Annotated in this window: 15 protein-coding genes; 5 read left to right on the forward strand and 10 right to left on the reverse strand. The window is 72.9% G+C overall.

From position 1 onward, the window contains the following. Positions 1 to 30 precede the first annotated feature (30 nt). Positions 31 to 2,844 (reverse strand): ATP-binding protein, encoded by a 2,814-nt coding sequence (locus tag EIW28_RS12920; protein WP_158630394.1) that lies wholly within the window; start codon positions 2,842 to 2,844, stop codon positions 31 to 33. A 201-nt stretch (positions 2,845 to 3,045) separates the two neighbouring features. On the opposite strand from EIW28_RS12920, the gene EIW28_RS12925 reads away from it, so the two are divergent. Further along, the gene (locus tag EIW28_RS12925; RefSeq protein WP_125248103.1) at positions 3,046 to 3,651 is read left to right on the forward strand and encodes a hypothetical protein; all 606 of its coding nucleotides are present in this window, start codon (positions 3,046 to 3,048) and stop codon (positions 3,649 to 3,651) included. Positions 3,652 to 3,966: 315 nt separating this feature from the next. Here EIW28_RS12925 and EIW28_RS12930 read toward each other — a convergent pair whose 3' ends face one another. The 5 genes from EIW28_RS12930 to EIW28_RS24005 form a co-directional block, all read right to left on the reverse strand. Further along, positions 3,967 to 4,884, reverse strand: coding sequence for a hydroxymethylglutaryl-CoA lyase (locus tag EIW28_RS12930; protein ID WP_125248104.1), 918 nt, complete (start codon positions 4,882 to 4,884; stop codon positions 3,967 to 3,969). A gap of 397 nt (positions 4,885 to 5,281) precedes the next feature. Then, positions 5,282 to 5,878, reverse strand: a complete 597-nt coding sequence (locus tag EIW28_RS12935) for a TetR/AcrR family transcriptional regulator (RefSeq protein WP_125248105.1) — start codon at positions 5,876 to 5,878, stop codon at positions 5,282 to 5,284. Positions 5,879 to 6,168: 290 nt separating this feature from the next. Continuing rightward, positions 6,169 to 7,029 carry a mechanosensitive ion channel family protein gene (locus tag EIW28_RS12940; protein ID WP_125248106.1) on the reverse strand — a complete coding sequence of 287 codons (861 nt, stop codon included), beginning with the start codon at positions 7,027 to 7,029 and terminating at the stop codon, positions 6,169 to 6,171. A gap of 296 nt (positions 7,030 to 7,325) precedes the next feature. Further along, positions 7,326 to 7,901 (reverse strand): dCTP deaminase, encoded by a 576-nt coding sequence (gene dcd / locus EIW28_RS12945; protein ID WP_125248107.1) that lies wholly within the window; start codon positions 7,899 to 7,901, stop codon positions 7,326 to 7,328. 32 nt (positions 7,902 to 7,933) lie between these two features. Beyond that, on the reverse strand, positions 7,934 to 10,054 hold the full coding sequence (locus tag EIW28_RS24005) for a hypothetical protein (protein WP_148102612.1): 2,121 nt from the start codon (positions 10,052 to 10,054) through the stop codon (positions 7,934 to 7,936). A gap of 98 nt (positions 10,055 to 10,152) precedes the next feature. Between EIW28_RS24005 and EIW28_RS12950 the strand changes: the two genes are divergently transcribed. After that, on the forward strand, positions 10,153 to 10,863 hold the full coding sequence (locus EIW28_RS12950) for a glycosyltransferase family 2 protein (protein WP_125248108.1): 711 nt from the start codon (positions 10,153 to 10,155) through the stop codon (positions 10,861 to 10,863). A gap of 208 nt (positions 10,864 to 11,071) precedes the next feature. Here EIW28_RS12950 and EIW28_RS12955 read toward each other — a convergent pair whose 3' ends face one another. The 4 genes from EIW28_RS12955 to EIW28_RS12970 form a co-directional block, all read right to left on the reverse strand. Next, the gene (locus EIW28_RS12955) at positions 11,072 to 11,710 is read right to left on the reverse strand and encodes a LutC/YkgG family protein (RefSeq protein WP_125248109.1); all 639 of its coding nucleotides are present in this window, start codon (positions 11,708 to 11,710) and stop codon (positions 11,072 to 11,074) included. Next, a complete protein-coding gene (locus EIW28_RS12960) occupies positions 11,707 to 13,128 on the reverse strand; it encodes a LutB/LldF family L-lactate oxidation iron-sulfur protein (protein ID WP_125248110.1) in 1,422 nt (473 codons plus the stop codon). The genes EIW28_RS12955 and EIW28_RS12960 overlap by 4 nt, the downstream gene beginning before the upstream one ends. Further along, positions 13,125 to 13,838: a (Fe-S)-binding protein gene (locus EIW28_RS12965; protein WP_125248111.1), complete on the reverse strand. Its 714-nt coding sequence runs from the start codon at positions 13,836 to 13,838 to the stop codon at positions 13,125 to 13,127. The genes EIW28_RS12960 and EIW28_RS12965 overlap by 4 nt, the downstream gene beginning before the upstream one ends. Positions 13,839 to 14,042: 204 nt before the next feature. Continuing rightward, a complete protein-coding gene (locus EIW28_RS12970) occupies positions 14,043 to 14,858 on the reverse strand; it encodes a GntR family transcriptional regulator (RefSeq protein ID WP_125248112.1) in 816 nt (271 codons plus the stop codon). 87 nt (positions 14,859 to 14,945) lie between these two features. On the opposite strand from EIW28_RS12970, the gene EIW28_RS12975 reads away from it, so the two are divergent. From EIW28_RS12975 to EIW28_RS12985, 3 genes are read left to right on the forward strand one after another with little or no spacing between them, the layout of a single operon-like run. After that, on the forward strand, positions 14,946 to 15,932 hold the full coding sequence (locus EIW28_RS12975; protein WP_197717231.1) for an aldo/keto reductase: 987 nt from the start codon (positions 14,946 to 14,948) through the stop codon (positions 15,930 to 15,932). Further along, positions 15,929 to 16,780: an amidohydrolase family protein gene (locus EIW28_RS12980; RefSeq protein ID WP_125248113.1), complete on the forward strand. Its 852-nt coding sequence runs from the start codon at positions 15,929 to 15,931 to the stop codon at positions 16,778 to 16,780. Before EIW28_RS12975 ends, EIW28_RS12980 begins: the two co-directional genes overlap by 4 nt. Next, positions 16,777 to 17,607, forward strand: coding sequence for a fumarylacetoacetate hydrolase family protein (locus tag EIW28_RS12985; protein WP_125248114.1), 831 nt, complete (start codon positions 16,777 to 16,779; stop codon positions 17,605 to 17,607). The genes EIW28_RS12980 and EIW28_RS12985 overlap by 4 nt, the downstream gene beginning before the upstream one ends. Positions 17,608 to 17,660: the final 53 nt, after the last annotated feature.

Genomic DNA, 17,660 nt, shown 5'->3' on the forward strand with positions numbered 1-17,660 from the left:
CGCGCTGCGGGCCGGGTCGCGTTGCGCTGCTTAGAGGTCGAGCTTGGCGAGTTCCGTGCGGGAGGAGACGCCGAGCTTCGGGTAGGCGTTGTACAGGTGGTAGCCGACCGTGCGGGGGCTGACGAACAGCTGCTCGCCGATCTGGCGGTTGGTGAGGCCGTCGGCGGCGAGGCGCACGACCTGGAGCTCCTGCGGGGTCAGCAGTTCGGCGAGGTCGGGCTTGGCCTGGACGGCGGTCGAGTCGCCCGCGGCGCGCAGTTCCCCCTGGGCCCGCTGGGTCCACGGGACCGCGCCCAGGCGCTCGAAGACCTCGGTGGCCTCGCGCAGGTGGGCGCGGGCCTCGTTGATGCGGCGCACCCGGCGCAGCCACTCGCCGTAGACGAGCTCGGTGCGGGCCCGCTCGAACGGGTCGATGTCGTCGGCGCGGTGCAGCTCCACGGCCCGCGCGAAGTGCGTGCCGGCCTCGGCCTCGGTCGCCATGAGCGCCCGGCAGCGTTCGACGAGCGCCTCCCAGTAGGAGCGGCCGGTCGCGTCGGCCCAGTCGGCGAACCAGTCGAAGGCCTCCTTGACCTCGGCGAGCCGCCCGGCCCGGAACGCGGCCTCGACCAGGGTCGGCACCTGCGTCAGGACCTCCATCGGGGTCACGCCCTCGGCGATGCGCAGCAGCCGGTCGAACGCGGCCTCGTACCGTCCCAGCCCGAGTTCGAGCAGGCCGAGCGCCGTGTCGGCGGGGATCACGGAGTCCTCGGGGGCGTCCTCGATCGCGGCCGCCACGAGTTCGCGGCAGCGCCGCTCCTCGCCGCGGATCGCCGCGATCGGCAGCAGCACCCAGATGCGGCCCTGCATGAGGGCGCGGCGGTCGTTCTGCTCGTGGGCGAGCTCGATCGCGCTCGTCGCGGACGCCTGCGCGTCCGCGTACCGTCCATAGTGGAACTGCGTCTGGGCCTGCACGAGGAGCGCCTGCACCAGGGGGCTCATCGCGCCCCGCTCACGGCACCAGCGCACCTGCTCCGACGCCGCCTGGTACGCGGCCGGCACGTCCCCGGCGAGGAACCGCCAGCGCGCGGCCAGGACCTGGTCGAACGCCTGGAAGTCCTCGTGGAGGGGCTGGTAGTAGTCGTAGAGGGAGCGGAGGGCGTCGACGGCTTCGCCGGCGGTGTCGTCGGGCTGGCGGTTGAGGCCGGCGGCGGCGCGGGCGAGGCGGCGCACCCAGGCGTTGTTGGAGCCGCCGTACTTGGAGGCGAGGCCGGAGGCGTACTTGACCTTCGCGAAGTCGCCTGTCTCCCAAGCGTTCCAGACGCCGCGGAGGAGGGGGTAGCCGGTGTTCTCGTGGCCGGTGGCGGCGTAGTGCTCGGCGGACTCCATCCAGACGTCGAAGCCCTTGGAGTGGCCGGCCCAGGAGAGGACGGTGGCGCGGATGAGGGCGGTGCGGGCGAGGAGGACGTGGTCGTCGGTGAGGCGTTCGGCGGCCTCGGCGAGTTCGACGGCCTTGCCGGTCATGCCTGCGGCGTAAGCGCATTGGGCGGCCTCGACGAGGCGGCGGGCGCGTCGCTCGTGGTCGGGGGTGAAGCTGGCGGCGCGTTCGAGGGCGGCCATCTCGGCGACGCAGCCGCCGCGTTCGGCCTCGTAGGAGGCGATGGCCTCGAGGGCGGCGGCGGCCTTCTCGTCGAGGCCGGTGGTGGCGGCGGCGAGGTGTCGGGCGGCCCGGATGTCGTCGTCGCCGAACGCCTCGGAGAGCGCGCGGTGGGCTTCGATGCGGCGGGCGCGCGGCGCGGAGTGGTATGCGGTGGAGCGGATCAGGGGGTGGACGAACTCGATGCGGCCGCGGTGGTAGCGGAGGAGGTCGTCCACTTCGGCGGGTTCGAGGTCGGCGAGGCTGGAGCCCATGCGGGCGGCGGCTTCGGCGATGACGGCGGTCTCGCCGGTCTCCTCGGCGGCGGCGAGCAGCATGATGGTGCGCGTCGACTCGGGGAGGGCGATGATGCGCTCGGTGAACGCCTGCTTGATGCGCGAGGTGGTGGAGTAGCGGCTGTTGGAGGTGTCGGCGCGCAGCAGCGACTCCTCGTTGTCGGCGGCGGGGAGCTCGAGGAGCGCCAGGGGGTTGCCTTCGGCCATGCGCAGGATCCAGTCGCGGCTGGTGAAGGGGATCTCGTCGGCGCGCATGTCGAGGATGGCCTGGGAGGAGTCGAGGTCGAGGGGGCCGAGGGTGAGTTCGGGGATGCCGGGGGCGGGGAAGTCGGGGGCGAAGCCGTCGCGGACGACGAGGACCATGCCGATGGACTCGGTGGAGAGGCGGCGGGCGGCGAAGAGGAGGGCGTTCGTGGAGTCGCGGTCGAGCCAGTGGGCGTCGTCGATGACGACGTACACGGGCTGCTTGGCGGAGGCGTCCACGAGGAGGTTGAGGAGGGCGAGGCCGACCTGGAGGGAGTGGGCGCGGCCGGTGCCGTCGGCCATGCCGAGGGCGGTGCGGAGGGCGTCGGCCTGGGCGGCGGGGAGGCGGTCGAGGCGGTGGAGGAGGGGGTGGAGCAGCATCTGGAGTCCGGCGTAGGACCAGGTGTGCTCGGCTTCGACGCCGAGGGTGCGCAGGACGGTGAAGCCGGCGGCGCGGGGGATGACGGCGTCGACGATGGCGGACTTGCCGATGCCGGGTTCGCCGCGGACGACGAGGGCGCCGCCGTGGCCGACGCGGGCGCCGTCGAGGAGGGCTTGGACGGTGTCGAGTTCGCGGTCGCGGCCGTAGAGGACGGCGCGCTGGGCGGGGGCCGGGGATTCGCCGTAGTCCGGGGCGGCGTCGTCCCGGGTCTCGCGCAGGGACTGCGGGGCGGGGCCGGAAGCAGGCGACACGGCGACTCCATCCTCAGGACGACCGGGGACGTCTCCAGCGTATCCAGGGGACCGGGCGGGCTGCATCTGTCATTCGACTGGGGTGGGCGGGGCCGGGTCTGACCTGGTGGAACGACTGGTATGACCGGGCCGGGGGACCGGTCGCCGGGACCGGTCGTTCGACTGGGGCGCGGGGGCGGGCGCGCGCTTAGCGTCGTCGGCATGACCGTTTCGATGGAGACCCAGGGCGCCGCGGCGACTGCCGGGCGCCGTCCTGCACCCCGGCGCTGGGCGACGGCGCTGTGGGCGGCGTTCGCGCAGGCCGTGGCGTTCGCGGCGGGGGCGGTGACGGCGTTCCTCGCGGCCGACGTGTCGGCGGGGTTCGCGGCGGGGGCGGGTTCGCGGCTGTGGCCGTTGGGCGCCTTCGCGATCGGTTTCACGGCTGCGGTGAGCACCGTGCCGCGGTCGGGCCCGTTGGGGAGGGCTCGCGCGGTGGGTGCGGTCGGCGCCGGCGCTGTCGCGTTGTTGGCACTGGCGGTGGCGCTGGCGCCGGGTTTCCTGTTCGCGGTGGCGGCGGCGGGGCTGCTGGGGGCCGCGGCGGGGGCCGTGGTGGCGGTGTCGGGCCGGGTGCTGGCGGCGGTGGAGGTCGGGGACGGTTCGGCGTCGGTGGCCTTGTCGGCGGCGTCGCTGCTGGTCGGGATCGCGGCGGGGGTGTTCGCGCTGCTGGCGCTGCCGCTGTACGGGTGGCGGGGCGTGTTCGGGCTCTTGGTGGTGGTGGCGGTGCTGGCGGCGTGGAAGTTCGCCGAGCATGTGCCGCGCGACACCTAGTGTTAGCGAACTGTGACGTGAGGTTCGCCCGGGTGCGGTGCGCGCTTTGCGGTTCCGATGTCACGATGAGTCGTCCGGGTATTCGGAGGTTTTACCCGGCGCGGGCACCGGCCGTCCTGTGGCGGTGTCCGAAGGAGGCCCTGGGGAGGTTCGAGACCCCAGGGCCTTCGCTTTGCCCTGGGCGGCAAGGGTTCATCGGCGGGATGCGATGTGTCGGCGCGGTGGGACGGTGGGGCGGCGCACCGGCCGCGGTCGGTCCGGCGGGCTTCGGCCGGACCGGTTCCTGAAGGGAGCTTCAGGCGGCTTCAGCTGGGCTTAAGGCCGGGGTGTCAGGCTGGTTCTGGGTCCGGCGCGGAGGACCCCGGATTCGAGGGGCCGGCCGACGATCTCCTGCGCGAGTTCGGCGGTGCGGATGAGGGCGTCGAGGTCGACGCCGGTGTCGACGCCCATGTCGTGGAGCATGTGCACGACTTCCTCGGTGGCGACGTTGCCGGAGGCGCCGGGGGCGAAGGGGCAGCCGCCGATGCCGCCGACGCTGGCGTCGAACTCGGTGATGCCGCGGTCGAGCGCGGTGAGGAGGTTCGCGAGGGCGGTGCCGCGGGTGTCGTGGAAGTGCATGAGCATCGGCAGGTCGGGGCCGGCCGAGGGCTGGACGGCGTCGAGGAGTTCGGTGACGCGCCGGGGGGTGCCCATGCCGGTGGTGTCGCCGAAGGCCACGCGTCCGGCTCCGGCCTCCTGGGCGGCCTCGACGATGCGGGCGACCTTCGCGGGCGCGATGTCGCCTTCGAAGGGGCAGCCGAAGCTGGTGGCGATGATGACCTCGATCGCGGCGAGGCGCTCCTTGGCGAGCGCGCAGATGTCGGGGAGCTCGGCGAGGGATTCGGCGACGCTGCGGCCGATGTTGGCCTTGTTGTGGGTCTCGGAGGCGGAGACGACGACTTCGACGGCGGTGAAGCCGGCGTCGAGGGCGCGCTCGACGCCGCGGCGGTTGGGGGCGAGCGCGGAGTAACGGATGCCGGGGTGCTTCTCGACGGCGGCCCAGACCTCGGCGGCGTCGGCCATCTGCGGGACGGCCTTGGGGCTCACGAAGCTGACGGCTTCGATGCGGGAGAGGCCGGTGCGCGCGAGCGCGTCGATGAGGCGGATCTTGTCGGCGGCGGGCACGGGGGGCTCGTTCTGGAGCCCGTCGCGCGGGGCGACCTCTCTGAGCGAGACCCGTTCGGGCTGATGCATCGCCGACTCCGTCCGTCGTTGGACCGCTTACCCGCCCATGCTAACCCGCGCTCCCGAATGACGGGACGCCCTGCGCCGCCCGGAGGGCGGGTGGGCGGGCTCCCCGTATTGCCATCCCGAACCCCCACCCTCCCTGGGGAAGAATAAGGTGCCATCCTCCCGCCCGGGTCCGACAGAAACGGCCCCCGAAGGCCCCGTTGTCGCCCAGACGAGTGAGCGGGAGGGGCGGGCCGGGAGGCGGCCGGATCGGGCGGCCAGGCCGCCGATTCAGGGAGCGGGTCGAGCCAGGGCGGCGGCGCGGAGCGGCCGAGCCGGGTCCGAGAGCGGGTCGGTCAGCCGGGGTCGAGGACTCTCAGGGCGGCGCGGAGCGGCCGAGCCGGGTCCGAGAGCGGGTCGGTCAGCCGGGGTCGAGGGCTCTCAAGGCGGCGGCGCGGAGGAGGGCGGCGGTCTCGTCGGCGCTGACCTCCTGGCCGAGGGAGAGGTACGGCGTGGAGTTCATGAGGCCGAACGCGCCGTGCGCGAGCACGCGGGCCTGCTCCGGCTTGAGGCCGTCCCGCAGCCGGCACAGGACGCCCACCCACTCCTCGACGTAGACGCGCTGAAGCTTGCGCACCTGCCGCCGCGGCTCCTCGGGCAGCCGGTCGAGCTCGTGGAGGTGCAGGATGACGATCTCGGGCGAGTCGATGACGACCTCCAAATGGAAGTCGACGAGCGCTTCGAGCGCGGCCTGCGGGTCCTCGGAGTGCACCGACGCCCAGTGGCGGCCGCCCGAGAGGAGGCGCTCGGAGACGGGGATGAGGGCGTCGGCGAGCATCTGCTCCTTGCCGCCCTTGAAATGGTGGTAGAGGGCCGGCCCGGTGATGGAGGCGGCCGCGCCGATGTCGTCCATCGAGACGCCGTGGTAGCCGTGCTTGGCCAGCAGCTTGACCGCGACGTCGAGGATCTCGCGGCGTCGCTTGGACCCGCCTCGTGCATCTGCCGTTTGCTTTTCCACTCAGATGAGGTTACTCGGGCGTACTCCCGCGAGCATGGAGCAAAAGCCCACTTTCCCGGGAGGCCACCGCCCCAGGACGCGACGGGGGTGTGCGGCAGCGGGGGCGCCCGGTCGGAGACGAACGCCCGCGGCGCACGGGTGCCGGCCCGGAGACGGGCGCACCGAGCGGCCGTCAGCAGCGGACCCGTCCCCCGGACGCGCTTCGGCCGCGTCCCCCGTGCACGGGACGCGGCCGTTGCGGTCGAGCAGCGCGGGTCGGGAGACCGGACACATGGACTCCCGGCGTGACGCTAGCGTTCCGGTTCGATGCGGCCCTGGGTGCCCTCGCCCATCGCGCCGGTCTCCCCCATGGCGGGCGCGCCCGCCGCGGGCGCCCCGGTGGGCGGCATAGGCTCGCGGACCTGCGTGTTCGTCGCGGCGCCGTACCGCTCCGAGGTGTACGTCTGCGACATCGACGACGTCGCGTCCTTCGAGCGCGGCTCCTGCATGTTCTCCTTCATGCGCCCGGCCTCGGCCTCGGCGCCCGAGAGCATCCGCTCCCAGCGCTCGCGCATCGGCGAGACGAGCCCGCCGCCGACGCCCACGATCGTGACGCCCGCGATGATCGCGAGGACGGTCCACATGATCGGCGTCGTCACGGTGGTGGCGATGCCGACCTGCCCGAACGCGGCGACCGCGCCGAAGAAGATGATCGCGACCTGGCAGATGCGCGCCACGGTCTTCCCGTAGTTGGTGTTCTCGAGCGTGCCCGAGACGATGTTGAACACCGCGTTCGCGATCGCGAAGGCGACCACGACGATGACGAGTGCGACGAACAGCATCGGCAGCCAGCCGACGATCTGGTTGAGCAGCGTCGACACCGGGTTGGTCCCGAACGCCCCGAACGCGAGCTGCAACGTGAACAGCAGCAGCATGTAGTAGACGACCTTGCCGAGCAGGTCGCTCAGCTCGAACTTGCCGGTGTACCGGCGCAGCCCGGAGCGTTCGCCGACCCGGTCGAGGCCGACCTTGTTGAGCAGTTTCCCGACGAGGCGGCCGATCCACTTGGAGATGAACCAACCGATGACGAGAATGGCGAGGAATGCCAGCGCACGCGGCACGAACGCGACGACGCTGTCCATCATGTTCTGGAAGCTCTGCGTGAAGTTCATACCCCGACCGTAAGCCGGATAGCGGCCTTGTTCAGGCGATTCGCTCGATTGGCGGCCGACACTGGTGTAATAAGGCCGCGTTTCGCCCGGTCGGGGCCCGGTTTCTCGCCCAGGCCGGGTTTCCCGATGAGCCGGTCGCTGTCCCTCGCTGGGCCGGGTGCCCGGTTCGCCCGTGGGCCGACCGCGCTGATCCCTTACAGCCCGGGTGCCCGGTTCACCGTGAGTTTCCCGCTGGGCCGGTTGCCCGGTTCCCAGTGAGCCGGGCGCGCAGGCCCGCCGCTGAGCCGCGCGGTCCCCTACGTGGGCCAGGTGCGCCAGTGCATCCACGACTTCGAGGGCGTGGGGCCGCGCTGGTCCTGGTAGCGGGAGAAGTTCGCGCCCTGCCCGTACGGCTTCTCGGCGGGGCTGGAGAGCCCGAAGAGGCACAGCTGCCCGATCTTCATGCCCGGCCACAGCGTGATCGGCAGGTTCGCGACGTTGGAGAGCTCGAGCGTGACGTGCCCGGAGAAGCCCGGGTCGATGAACCCGGCGGTGGAGTGGGTGAGCAGGCCGAGGCGGCCGAGGCTGGACTTGCCTTCGAGGCGCGCGGCGAGGTCGTCGGGGAGGGTGATGACCTCGAGCGTGGAGGCGAGCACGAACTCGCTCGGGTGGAGGACGAACGGCTCGTCGCCGCCGACCTCGACGGGCGAGGTGAGCTCGTCCTGCTGCTGGGAGGGGTCGATGTGGGTGTACTTCTGGTTGTTGAAGACCCGGAAGCGGCGGTCGAGGCGCACGTCGATGCTGGAGGGCTGCACGAGCTCCTCGTCGAACGGGTCGATGCCGAGCCGGCCCGACTTGACGGCGTCGAGGATGTCGCGATCGCTGAGCAGCATGCGCCCAGGCTAACCGGCCTGGGCCGCGACCGTCACTCAGGCTCGGGGGGCACGGCGTATGCCACTGTGCCGAGCTCGGTGTACTCCCAGCCGGGCGGCACGAGGTCGGCGCACTGGTCGAGGTCCTCGGCGCAGACGATGGCGTCCATGTCGGCGGGGTCGGCGCCGGGGCGACCGGGGACGACGGAGGCGAGGGGGTGGATGTCGGCGTCGGGCAGGAGGATCCACCACGGGTACTCCCACGAGTCGTTGCTCTGCACGAGGCCGACGTGCTCGGGTTCGACGGCGTTCACGGCAGCGGCGGCGGCCTCGTACTGGGGGAGCCATTCGAGGCGGCGCACGAACCGCTCCTCCATGTCGGTGAGGCTGAAGACCGACCAGGCGCCGGTGAGCCGCCGCGGGTAGCCGTACGCGACGGTGAGGAGCCCGGCGATCGAGGCGAGGACGGCGACCGCGGAGATCACCGAGATCGCGGCGCGGCGGCGCCGCTTGTCGCGCGCGGAGGTGGCGATGCCCTTGACGAGCGCGGCCGCGAGGACCCCGGCGGCGGGGGCGCCGAGGACGACGAGGAAGACGACGAGCCGGTTGATCCACGGCTGCCAGGCGACGGTGCAGGCGACGGCGAGGAACGCGAACGCGAGCGCCCCGGCGTAGGCGCGGCGCAGCCCCGGGCCCTTGACCGCGAACCAGGCGAGGCCGGCGAGGGAGGCGAGGCCGGTGAGGGGGAACGCGGCCCGGTCCTCGTCGGGGTACCAGGCGGGCACCGGGAACTCGGTGGTCATGAACGTGATCCGCGGGTCGTCCGGGTCGACGCCGAGGGCGTGCGCGAGGCCGTTGATCGCGGCGGCGGTGGCGTCGGAGAGGAAGAACAGCGGCGTGTCGAGCCCGGTGTGGGCGATGTGCAGGGCGTTGACGAGGAGCAGGCGCGGGTCGGCGGTCTGGACGCCGATGGAGTCGCGGAGCATGGGCGGGCCGAGGGGACTGCCGAACGCCTCCTGCATGCGGGCGAGGAAGGGCCCGGCGACGGCGAGCATGAGGGCGATGACGGCGAGCGAGGCGAGGACGGTGCGGCCGCGGGAGGCCCAGGCGCGGGAGGCGTCGGCGCGCGAGCAGCGGGCGGGGCTGCGTCCGCACAGGCAGGGGCGGCGGCGCTGGCCGTCGCGCACGAGCCGGCCGATGCCCCAGATGAGGAGGAGCGGGGCGGCGGCGAGGAGCCCGGTGGTCTTGGTGACGGCGATGAGGCCGAGGGCGAGCCCGAGGTAGAGGGCGTCGGTGCCGGGGGCGGCGGCGCGGAGCGCGGCGCCGTGGGCGTCGCCCGGGCGGGTGAACTCGTCGAGGACGACGGTGGCGAGGGCGGCGACCCAGGCGGCGTTCACGAGGTCGACCTGGGTGGAGGTGGCCTGGAGGAGGATCTCGGGGGTGGTGGCGAGGAGGAAGACGGTGGCGAGCTGGGCGAGGGGGCCGCCGCCGAGCTGGGCCGCGATGCGGGAGGCGGCGAGGAGCGCGCCGACGCCGGCGAGGTACTGGAGGAGGTTGTAGGCGCCGTCGCCGCCGGAGACGAGCCGGAGGTGGGTGAGGAGGTATTCGGCGCCGGGGCCGAGGTCGACCTGGCGGTGGATCTCGGTGGCGTAGACGGCGACGGAGGCGTGCTGGACCCAGTGCTCGATGCGCGGGAGGTGGTAGGTCAGGGAGTCGAAGTTGTTGGGGGAGGAGGCGACGGCGAGGACGGCGGCGCTGACGGCGAGGATCGCGATGACGCAGCCGAGGGCCCACTGCCAGGCGGGGGCCGCGGCGGCGGCGCTCTTGGTGCGCCTCCAGGTGCGGCGGGTGGCGCCGCGGCGGGAGCGCAGCTCCTCGCGGAGGACGTCGAGGGACTGGACGCGGAGCCCGTCGGGGTCGACGTCCTTGACGCACCTGACGACGACCGCGGCGGCGGTGGCGAGGGTCGCGCCGATCCAGGCGGCGACGACGGTGCCCGCGGTGAGCGCGGTGAACGCCGAGGCGGCCTCGACGACGGCGATCGCGAACGCGCCCAGCAGGATCGATGCGCGGATGAGGGCCAGGCGGGCGGGGGCGAGGACCGCCCCTTCGCGGGGCCGCAGGGCGTAGGCGAGCGCCGGGAGCAGGGCCAGGAGCCACAGGACGAGCAGCACCGCTCTATTCAACACGACCCGGTCCGGCGGGCGGCGCTGCGGAGGGCTCGCGTTATGGTTATCCAATCGTGTTCGAACGCGCGGGGATGGAGCAGCGGATGCTGTTGTCGGTACTCGTCCCGGTATTCAATGAGGAACGCCTCGCAGCTGGGACGTTGAAAGAGCTGCTCGCGGTGGACTTCCCCGGTGAGACGGAGATCGTCGTGGTCGACGACGGCTCGCGGGACCGGTCCTGGGAGGTCCTTCAATCCTTTGAGGACAATGCGCGGATCCGGCTGATCCGCCACGACCGCAACCGCGGCAAGGGCGCCGCGATCCGCACCGCCGCGAAGGCCGCCAACGGGGACCACATCGTGGTCTTCGACGCCGACGGCGAGTACGACGCCGCCGACCTCCCCCGCCTGCTCGTGCCGGTCATGGAGGGCAAGGCCGAGGTCGTGTACGGTTCGCGGTCGTTCGGCTCCCACTCGGCCTATTCGTTCTGGTACGTGATGGGCAACAAGGGGATCACGCTTGCCGCGAACATCCTGTTCAACTCGTACATCTCCGACCTCGAGACCTGCTACAAGCTGCTGCCGCGCCAGATGTACCTCGACCTGAACATCCGCTCGGGCGGGTTCGGGATGGAGGCCGAGCTGACGGCGAAGCTCCTCAAGATGGGCGTGCGGCCCTACGAGGTGCCGATCTCGTACACCGCGCGCAGCCGCGAGGAGGGCAAGAAGATCACCTGGACCGACGGCGTCCAGGCCCTCTGGCTCCTCGGCCGCGAACGCGTGCGCCGCTCCCGCCGCCCCGCGATCGGCCGCTAGGCCGAACCGGCCGCACCACCGCCGCGCTCGGCGGCGAACCGGCGGGGCACTCGCCTCCGCTCGCCTGATCGGGTGACAAGTGGGCATTCGGGGGCCGTTCTTGTCGGACCCGGGCGGGAGGATGGCACCTTATTCTTCCCCAGGGAGGGTGGGGGTTCGGGATGGCAATACGGGGAGCCCGCCCACCCGCCCTCCGGGCGGCGCGGGTTCAGTCCAGGATCACCACGTCGAGCCGGCGCGGGCCGTGGACGCCCTCGACGCGCTGGAGCTCGATGTCGCTCGTCGCCGACGGGCCCGAGATCCAGGTCTGCGGGGCCCTCGGGTCCAGGTGCGGCAGCGCCTCGGCGAGGTGGCCCCAGATCTGGTCCCGGCGCACCACCACCACATGGTGGTCGGGCACGAGCGTGAGCGCGCGCCGGCCCTGGACCTCGCCCGCGTCGAGCATGATCGTCCCCGAGACCGCCACGGCCGCAGCGCAACCGGTGAGCACGGCGTCGACCCCGTCGAGCTCCTCGACCGTCAGCCCGCGGTCCTCCACGAATTCCGCGCCGCCGCGCCGCCACTCGGCCGGCAGGTCCGCCGGGACCGCCACCCGCCGCGCGCCCGCGAGGGCGTCCTCGATCGCGGCCGCGCCGCGGTGCACGTTCGCCTTGTAGTCCACGAGCCGGTCCACGAGCATCGCCACGACGTCGGTCCCGGCGTCGAGGGCCCGCCGGTACTCGCGCGGCACCGCCGGCGCGGGCGAGGCGCCCTCCAGCGCGGTGCGCATCCTCGCCAGGATCTCGTCGCGGGCGCTGCCCGGCCCTCCGCCCGGGGCGCCGGCCGGTCCGCTGCGCCGTGCGCTCATCGCTCGCGCTCCTTCCACCAGTCGCGGAACGACTCCTTCGGCGGCACCGGCAGGTCCCGGCTCACCGTCCACTTCGAACCCGGGAACGGCAGTCGTCCCAGGAAGCCCTTGCGCCGCCACGGCATCGACCCGATCCGGGCCGCCCGCAGAGCGGCCCGCCACAGGCGCGGGCGGGACATGACCGCCTCGGCCGCGCCCATCGCCGCCCGCTCCCCCGCCTCGTGCGGGCCCTGCTGGCGCAGGTGCACCAGCACCTCGGGGATGTTGATCTTGACGGGGCACACCTCGTAGCAGGCCCCGCACAGGCTCGACGCGTACGGCAGGTCGTCGTGCCGACCCGGCTCCAGCTGCGGGGCCAGGATCGCGCCGATCGGCCCCGGGTAGACGTGCCCGTACGCGTGCCCACCGGTGCGCTCGTACACCGGGCACACGTTCAGGCAGGCCGAGCAGCGGATGCACGAGAGCGCCTGGCGGCCGGTCTCGTCGGCGAGCACGGTCGTGCGGCCGTTGTCGAGGAGGATCACGTGCACGTCCCGCGGCCCGTCGCCCTCGCGCGCCCCGGTCCACACCGAGGTGTACGGGTTCATCCGCTCCCCGGTCGAGGACCGCGGCAGCAGCTGCATGAACACCTCCAGGTCCGCGAAGGACGGCAGGAGCTTCTCGATTCCCACGATGCTGATGAGCGTCTCGGGCATCGTCAGGCACATGCGCCCGTTGCCCTCCGACTCGACCACGACGAGCGACCCGGTCTCGGCCACCGCGAAGTTCGCCCCCGAGACCGCGACCTTCGCCGACAGGAACCGCCGCCGCAGGTGCAGCCGCGCGGCCTCCGCCAGCGCGGCGGGGTCGTCGGTGAGCCCGGCGGGGGCGTCGCCCATCCGCTGGTCGAAGATGTCGCGGATCTGGGTGCGGTTGTAGTGGATCGCGGGCACGAGGATGTGGCTCGGCCGGTCCTCGGCGAGCTGCACGATGAGCTCGGCGAGGTCGGTCTCGAACGCCTTGAGGCCCTGGGCTTCGAAGTGCTCGTTGAGCTCGATCTCCTGGGTGGCCATCGACTTGACCTTGACGACCTCGTCGGCGCCGGCCTCGCGCACGAGCCGCGCGGCGATCTCGTTGGCCTCCTTGGCGTCGCGGGCCCAGTGGACGGTGGCGCCGGCGGCGGTGGCGTGCTTCTCGAACTCGACGGCGAGTTCGGGGAGGCGACGCTGCACGGTCGCCTTGATCGCGGCGGCGGTGTCGCGCAGCTGCTCCCAGTCGTCGAGTTCGGCGGCGACCTTGGCGCGCTTGCCGCGGATGGTGCCGGTGGCGTGGGCGAGGTTGGCGCGCAGCTGCGGCATGCCGAGGGCGACCTTGGCGGCCTTGGGGAACGGCGCGTCGGCGGGGATGAGGGAGGCGGCCGGGACGATGTCGGTGCTCATGCGGTGCTCGCGAGGATCTCGGCGTAGTGGATGGGGCGGGGGCCGCGGGCGGCGCCGGTGCGTTCGAGGCGGTTGACGCCGCCGCCGATGTGGGTGAGGCACGAGTTGTCGGCGGCGGCGAGGTACTCGGCGCCGGTGGCGGCGGCGTTGGCGCACTTGTCGGCGAGCATCGCGGAGGAGACCTCGGCGTTCTTGAGCGCGAAGGTGCCGCCGAAGCCGCAGCACTGGTCGGCGGCGGGAAGGTCGACGAGTTCGATGCCGCCGACGGCGCGCAGGAGCCGGAGGGGCTTGTCGCCCAGGCCGAGTGCGCGGGTGCCGTGGCAGGTGGGGTGGTAGGTGACGGTGTGGGGGAAGTGCGCGCCGACGTCCTCGACGCCGGCGACGTCGATGAGGAACTCGGAGAGTTCGTGCACGCGCTGCCCGATCGCCGAACCGGTGAGGTGGGGGTACTGATCGCGGGCCATGGCGGCGCAGGAGCCGGAGGGGGTGACGATCGCGTCGTAGCCGCCGAAGACCTGCTCGAAGGAGCGGGCGAGTCTCGCGGCGTCCCGCTTGTAGCCGGAGTTGGCGTGCATCTGGCCGCAGCAGGTCTGCGCGGCGGGGAAGTCGACCTCGTAGCCGAGCCGCTCGAGGATCGCGACGACCGCTTTGGGCGTCTCGGGGAAGAGCGCGTCGTTGACGCAGGTGATGAACAGCGCTACGCGCTTCATCGCGCGGTCACCTCTTCTCTTCGGCGCCGCCCGGGCGGTGCCCGGTCGGCGGTGTCGTCGGTTGTCGTCGTTCGGTTGTACCCGCTCGCCCGGTCGGCAGGCCCCGGAACGGGGCCGCCGGCCGCAGTCGGTGGTCGCCTCGGCGAGCGGCCGGGTGCGGCCGGGTCGCGTCGCGGGCCGGCCTCGGTCAAGGGCCGGATCGGGTCAGCGGCTCGCCTTGGCGCGCTTGGGTTTCGCGGTGGCCTCGGCGTTGGCGGCGGTGAAGGCGGCGGCGTGCCTGACCCGGGATCGTTCCAGGTGGCGGCGCATCGCCGTTTCAGCGGCAAGCGGTTTCCGAGCAATGATAGCCTCCGCGACCGCGAGGTGCTCGGCCTCGGTCTCCCCGATCGACTCCGGCGCGATGTACGCCCGGTGAAGATGCAGGTGGGCGTCGAGCCGCCGGATCGCGCGCGCGATCTGCACGCTCCCGCTCAGCGCCGCCACCGTGTCGTGGAACCGCCGGTCCGCCTCGGTGAACGCGAGCTTGTCCGCGCCCGGCTCCGGCGTGCGCGCCGCGTCCAGCAGCGCGGCCGCCTCCTCGAACGCCGCCGACCCCGTCGCCGCGACCGCCCCCCGCGCGTCCAGCTCCGACTCCCGCTCGGCCGCCCGCCGGGCCGCGAGCGGCTCCAGCATCATCCGCAGGTCGAACAGGTCCGCGAACTCCGCGGCCGACAGCAGCGGCTCCACCGTGTACCCGCTCAACGGCCGCCGCGCCAGCAGCCCCTCGGACTCCAAGCGCGCCAACGCCTCCCGGATCGGCGTCTGCGAGAACGCGAGCTCCTTCGCCATCCCGTCGATGCTCAGCTTCGCCCCCGGCGCGAGCTCCGAGCGGATGATCCGCGCCTTCAGCTCCGCGTACGCGTCGTCGGCCAGCGTGCGCTTCGCGCCCCCCGCCGCCCGGGCTTCACCGCCCGGCCGCCTCCCGGCCGCCGCGTCTTCCGCCGGAGTTCGCGATCCGGCGCCGGTAGCTCTCGCTGTCATGCCGATAATCCTATAGGATAGTGTCCCGAGGGACGTCCGGACGCGGACCAACCCGGAGAAACACCCCCATATGTCATTGGAGACCCCGTGAGCGCTCACCAGTCCGCGCTGCCGGTTCGGCGGCTGGGTTCCACCGACGTCACCGTCACGGCCGTCGGCCTCGGGTGCGCCCCGCTCGGCGGGCTCTTCACCCCCGTCGACCCGGTGACCGCGACCGCCACCGTCGACACCGCGTGGGCCGGCGGCATCCGCCACTTCGACACCGCGCCCCACTACGGCGCCGGACTCTCCGAGACCCGGCTCGGCAACGCCCTCGCCCCCCGTGACCGCGCCGACTACACCCTCTCCACCAAGCTCGGCCGCGTCCTCGTCGACCACGAGGGCCAGTGGGACCTGTGGGCCGAGCCCAACGGCAAGCGCGCCGAGTTCGACTTCTCCTACCGCGCCGCCCACGACTCCTACCACGGCTCCCTCGAACGCCTCGGCGCCGACCGCGTCGAGATCGGCCTCATCCACGACGCCGACGACCACCGGGACGCCGCCCTCGAAGGCACCTACCGCGCCCTCGCCGAACTCAAGGCCGGCGGGCGCATCGGCGCGATCGGCATCGGCATGAACTCCACCGACGCCGCCGCCGACCTCATCGAGCGCGCCGACTTCGACACCGCCCTCATCGCCGGCCGCTACACCCTCCTCGACCAGTCCGCGCTCGACCGCCTCTACCCCCTCTGCCGCGAACGCGGCGTCTCGGTCATCGCCGCCGGCGTCTTCAACTCCGGCATCCTCGCCGACCCCAAACCCGGCGCCACCTTCAACTACGCCGCCGCCGACCCCCGCATGGTCGCCAAGGCTCAGGCGATCGCGGCCGTCTGCGAGCGCCACGACACCCCCCTGCGCGCCGCCGCGCTCCAGTTCACCGCCGCCCACCCCGCGGTCGCGTCGATCCTCGTCGGCGCGCGCAACCCCGAAGAGGTCGACGACGCCCTCGCGATGTACGCCTATCCCATCCCGGGCGCGCTGTGGCACGACCTCAAGCGCGCCGGACTGCTGGCCGAGGAGGCACCCGTCCCATGACGACCCCGCTCGTCATCGATGCGCACCACCACGTCTGGACTTCCGACTACCCGTGGCTCGCAAGCAAGCCCGAGTTCGCGCCCATCCGGCGCGACTACGGCGTGGCCGACCTGCGCGCCAACCTCAAGGCCGCCGGCGTCGACCGCACCGTCCTGGTCGAGGCCGACTGGGGCCACCCCTCCGAGACCGTCGAGTTCCTGCACCTCGCGGGCGCCACCGACGAGATCGCCGGCGTCGTCGGCTTCGCCGACCTCACCGACCCCGGACTCGGCGCCACCCTGGCCCGCTACGCGAACCACCCCCGCGCCCGCTACCTCGTGGGCGTGCGCGACCAGGTCCAGGGCCGCCCCGACCCCGGGTTCCTCGCCCGGCCCGAGGTCGTCCAGGCCCTGAAGACCGTGAGCCAGCACGTGCCCACCTTCGACCTCGTCGTCCGCGTCGACCAGCTCGCCGCCGCCGCCGAAGCGGCCGCCGCCGTCCCCGAGCTCACCTTCGTCCTCGACCACCTCGGCAAGCCCCAGGTGCGCGACGGGGACGCCGGACTCCGCGCCTGGCGCGAGGCCGTCACCCCGCTCGCCAAGCGCCCCAACGCGGTCGCGAAGCTCTCCGGGCTCGTCACCGAGGCCGACTGGGAGCGCTGGCAGCCCGCCGACCTGCGCCCGTTCGTGCAGGCCGCGCTCGAACTGTTCGGCCCCGACCGCCTCATGTTCGGCTCCGACTGGCCCGTCTGCGAACTCGCCGCCACCTACACGCAGGTCAAGGACGCCCTCACCGAGGTCCTCGGCCGCCCCGACCCCGACATCCTCGGCGGCACGGCCGCCCGCGTCTACCAGCTAGGAGCGCAATGAAGTACCTCCGCATCGGACAGCCCGGCTACGAGACCCCCGTGGCGCTCCACGAGGGCAAGTACTACGACCTCTCCGGTCCCATCGGCGACATCGACGGCGACTTCCTCGCCCGCGGCGGCGTCAGGACCACCGCCGGGTTCCCCGAGATCGACATCGCGGGCGAGCGGATCGCCCCGCCGATCGCCAAGCCGAACGCGATCGTGTGCATCGGCATGAACTACGCCGCGCACTGCGCCGAGTCCGGCGCCGAGCCGCCCGCCGAGCCGGTCGTGTTCTACAAGCACCCCAACACGATCGTGGGCCCGCACGACGACGTCCAGATCCCCCGCGGCTCCACCCGCACCGACTGGGAGGTCGAGCTCGGCGTCGTCTTCGCCAAGCCCGCGTCCTATCTGGAGTCCGAGGAGGCGGCCCTCGACGTGATCGCCGGGTTCGTCGTCGCCAACGACCTCTCCGAGCGCGAGTTCCAGATCGAGCGCTCCGGCGGCCAGTTCTCCAAGGGCAAGGCCTGCCCCACCTTCACCCCGCTCGGCCCCTGGCTCGTCACCCCCGACGAGATCGACGACGTCCAGGGACTCCGCCTGTGGTCCAAGGTGAACGGCGAGCCGCGCCAGGATTCGACTTCGAAGGACATGATCTTCTCGGTCGCGCAGATCATCCACCACATGTCGCAGTTCATGGCCTTCGACGCCGGCGACCTGCTCCTCACCGGCACCCCCGAGGGCGTCGCCCTCTCCGGCCGCTTCCCCTACCTCAAGGCCGGCGACACGGTCGAGGTCGGCATCGAGGGCCTGGGCGCCACGAAGAATCCGACGGTGCAGGCGTGAGCGGCCCCGACGCGCATCCCGACACCGACCGGGGTGCGCGGTGACCATCACCG

Origin of the sequence: Glycomyces terrestris (assembly GCF_003933745.1) — a bacterium.
GTDB classification, from domain to species: Bacteria; Actinomycetota; Actinomycetes; order Mycobacteriales; family Micromonosporaceae; genus Glycomyces; species Glycomyces terrestris.

Coding starts and splice junctions, on each gene's coding strand:
- EIW28_RS12925 (WP_125248103.1), top strand. CDS start 3,046: ATGACCGTTTCGATGGAGACCCAGGGCGCCGCGGCGACTGCCGGGCGC.
- EIW28_RS12930 (WP_125248104.1), bottom strand. CDS start 4,884: ATGCATCAGCCCGAACGGGTCTCGCTCAGAGAGGTCGCCCCGCGCGAC.
- EIW28_RS12940 (WP_125248106.1), bottom strand. CDS start 7,029: ATGAACTTCACGCAGAGCTTCCAGAACATGATGGACAGCGTCGTCGCG.
- dcd (WP_125248107.1), bottom strand. CDS start 7,901: ATGCTGCTCAGCGATCGCGACATCCTCGACGCCGTCAAGTCGGGCCGG.
- EIW28_RS12950 (WP_125248108.1), top strand. CDS start 10,153: ATGCTGTTGTCGGTACTCGTCCCGGTATTCAATGAGGAACGCCTCGCA.
- EIW28_RS12955 (WP_125248109.1), bottom strand. CDS start 11,710: ATGAGCGCACGGCGCAGCGGACCGGCCGGCGCCCCGGGCGGAGGGCCG.
- EIW28_RS12960 (WP_125248110.1), bottom strand. CDS start 13,128: ATGAGCACCGACATCGTCCCGGCCGCCTCCCTCATCCCCGCCGACGCG.
- EIW28_RS12965 (WP_125248111.1), bottom strand. CDS start 13,838: ATGAAGCGCGTAGCGCTGTTCATCACCTGCGTCAACGACGCGCTCTTC.
- EIW28_RS12970 (WP_125248112.1), bottom strand. CDS start 14,858: ATGACAGCGAGAGCTACCGGCGCCGGATCGCGAACTCCGGCGGAAGAC.
- EIW28_RS12980 (WP_125248113.1), top strand. CDS start 15,929: ATGACGACCCCGCTCGTCATCGATGCGCACCACCACGTCTGGACTTCC.
- EIW28_RS12985 (WP_125248114.1), top strand. CDS start 16,777: ATGAAGTACCTCCGCATCGGACAGCCCGGCTACGAGACCCCCGTGGCG.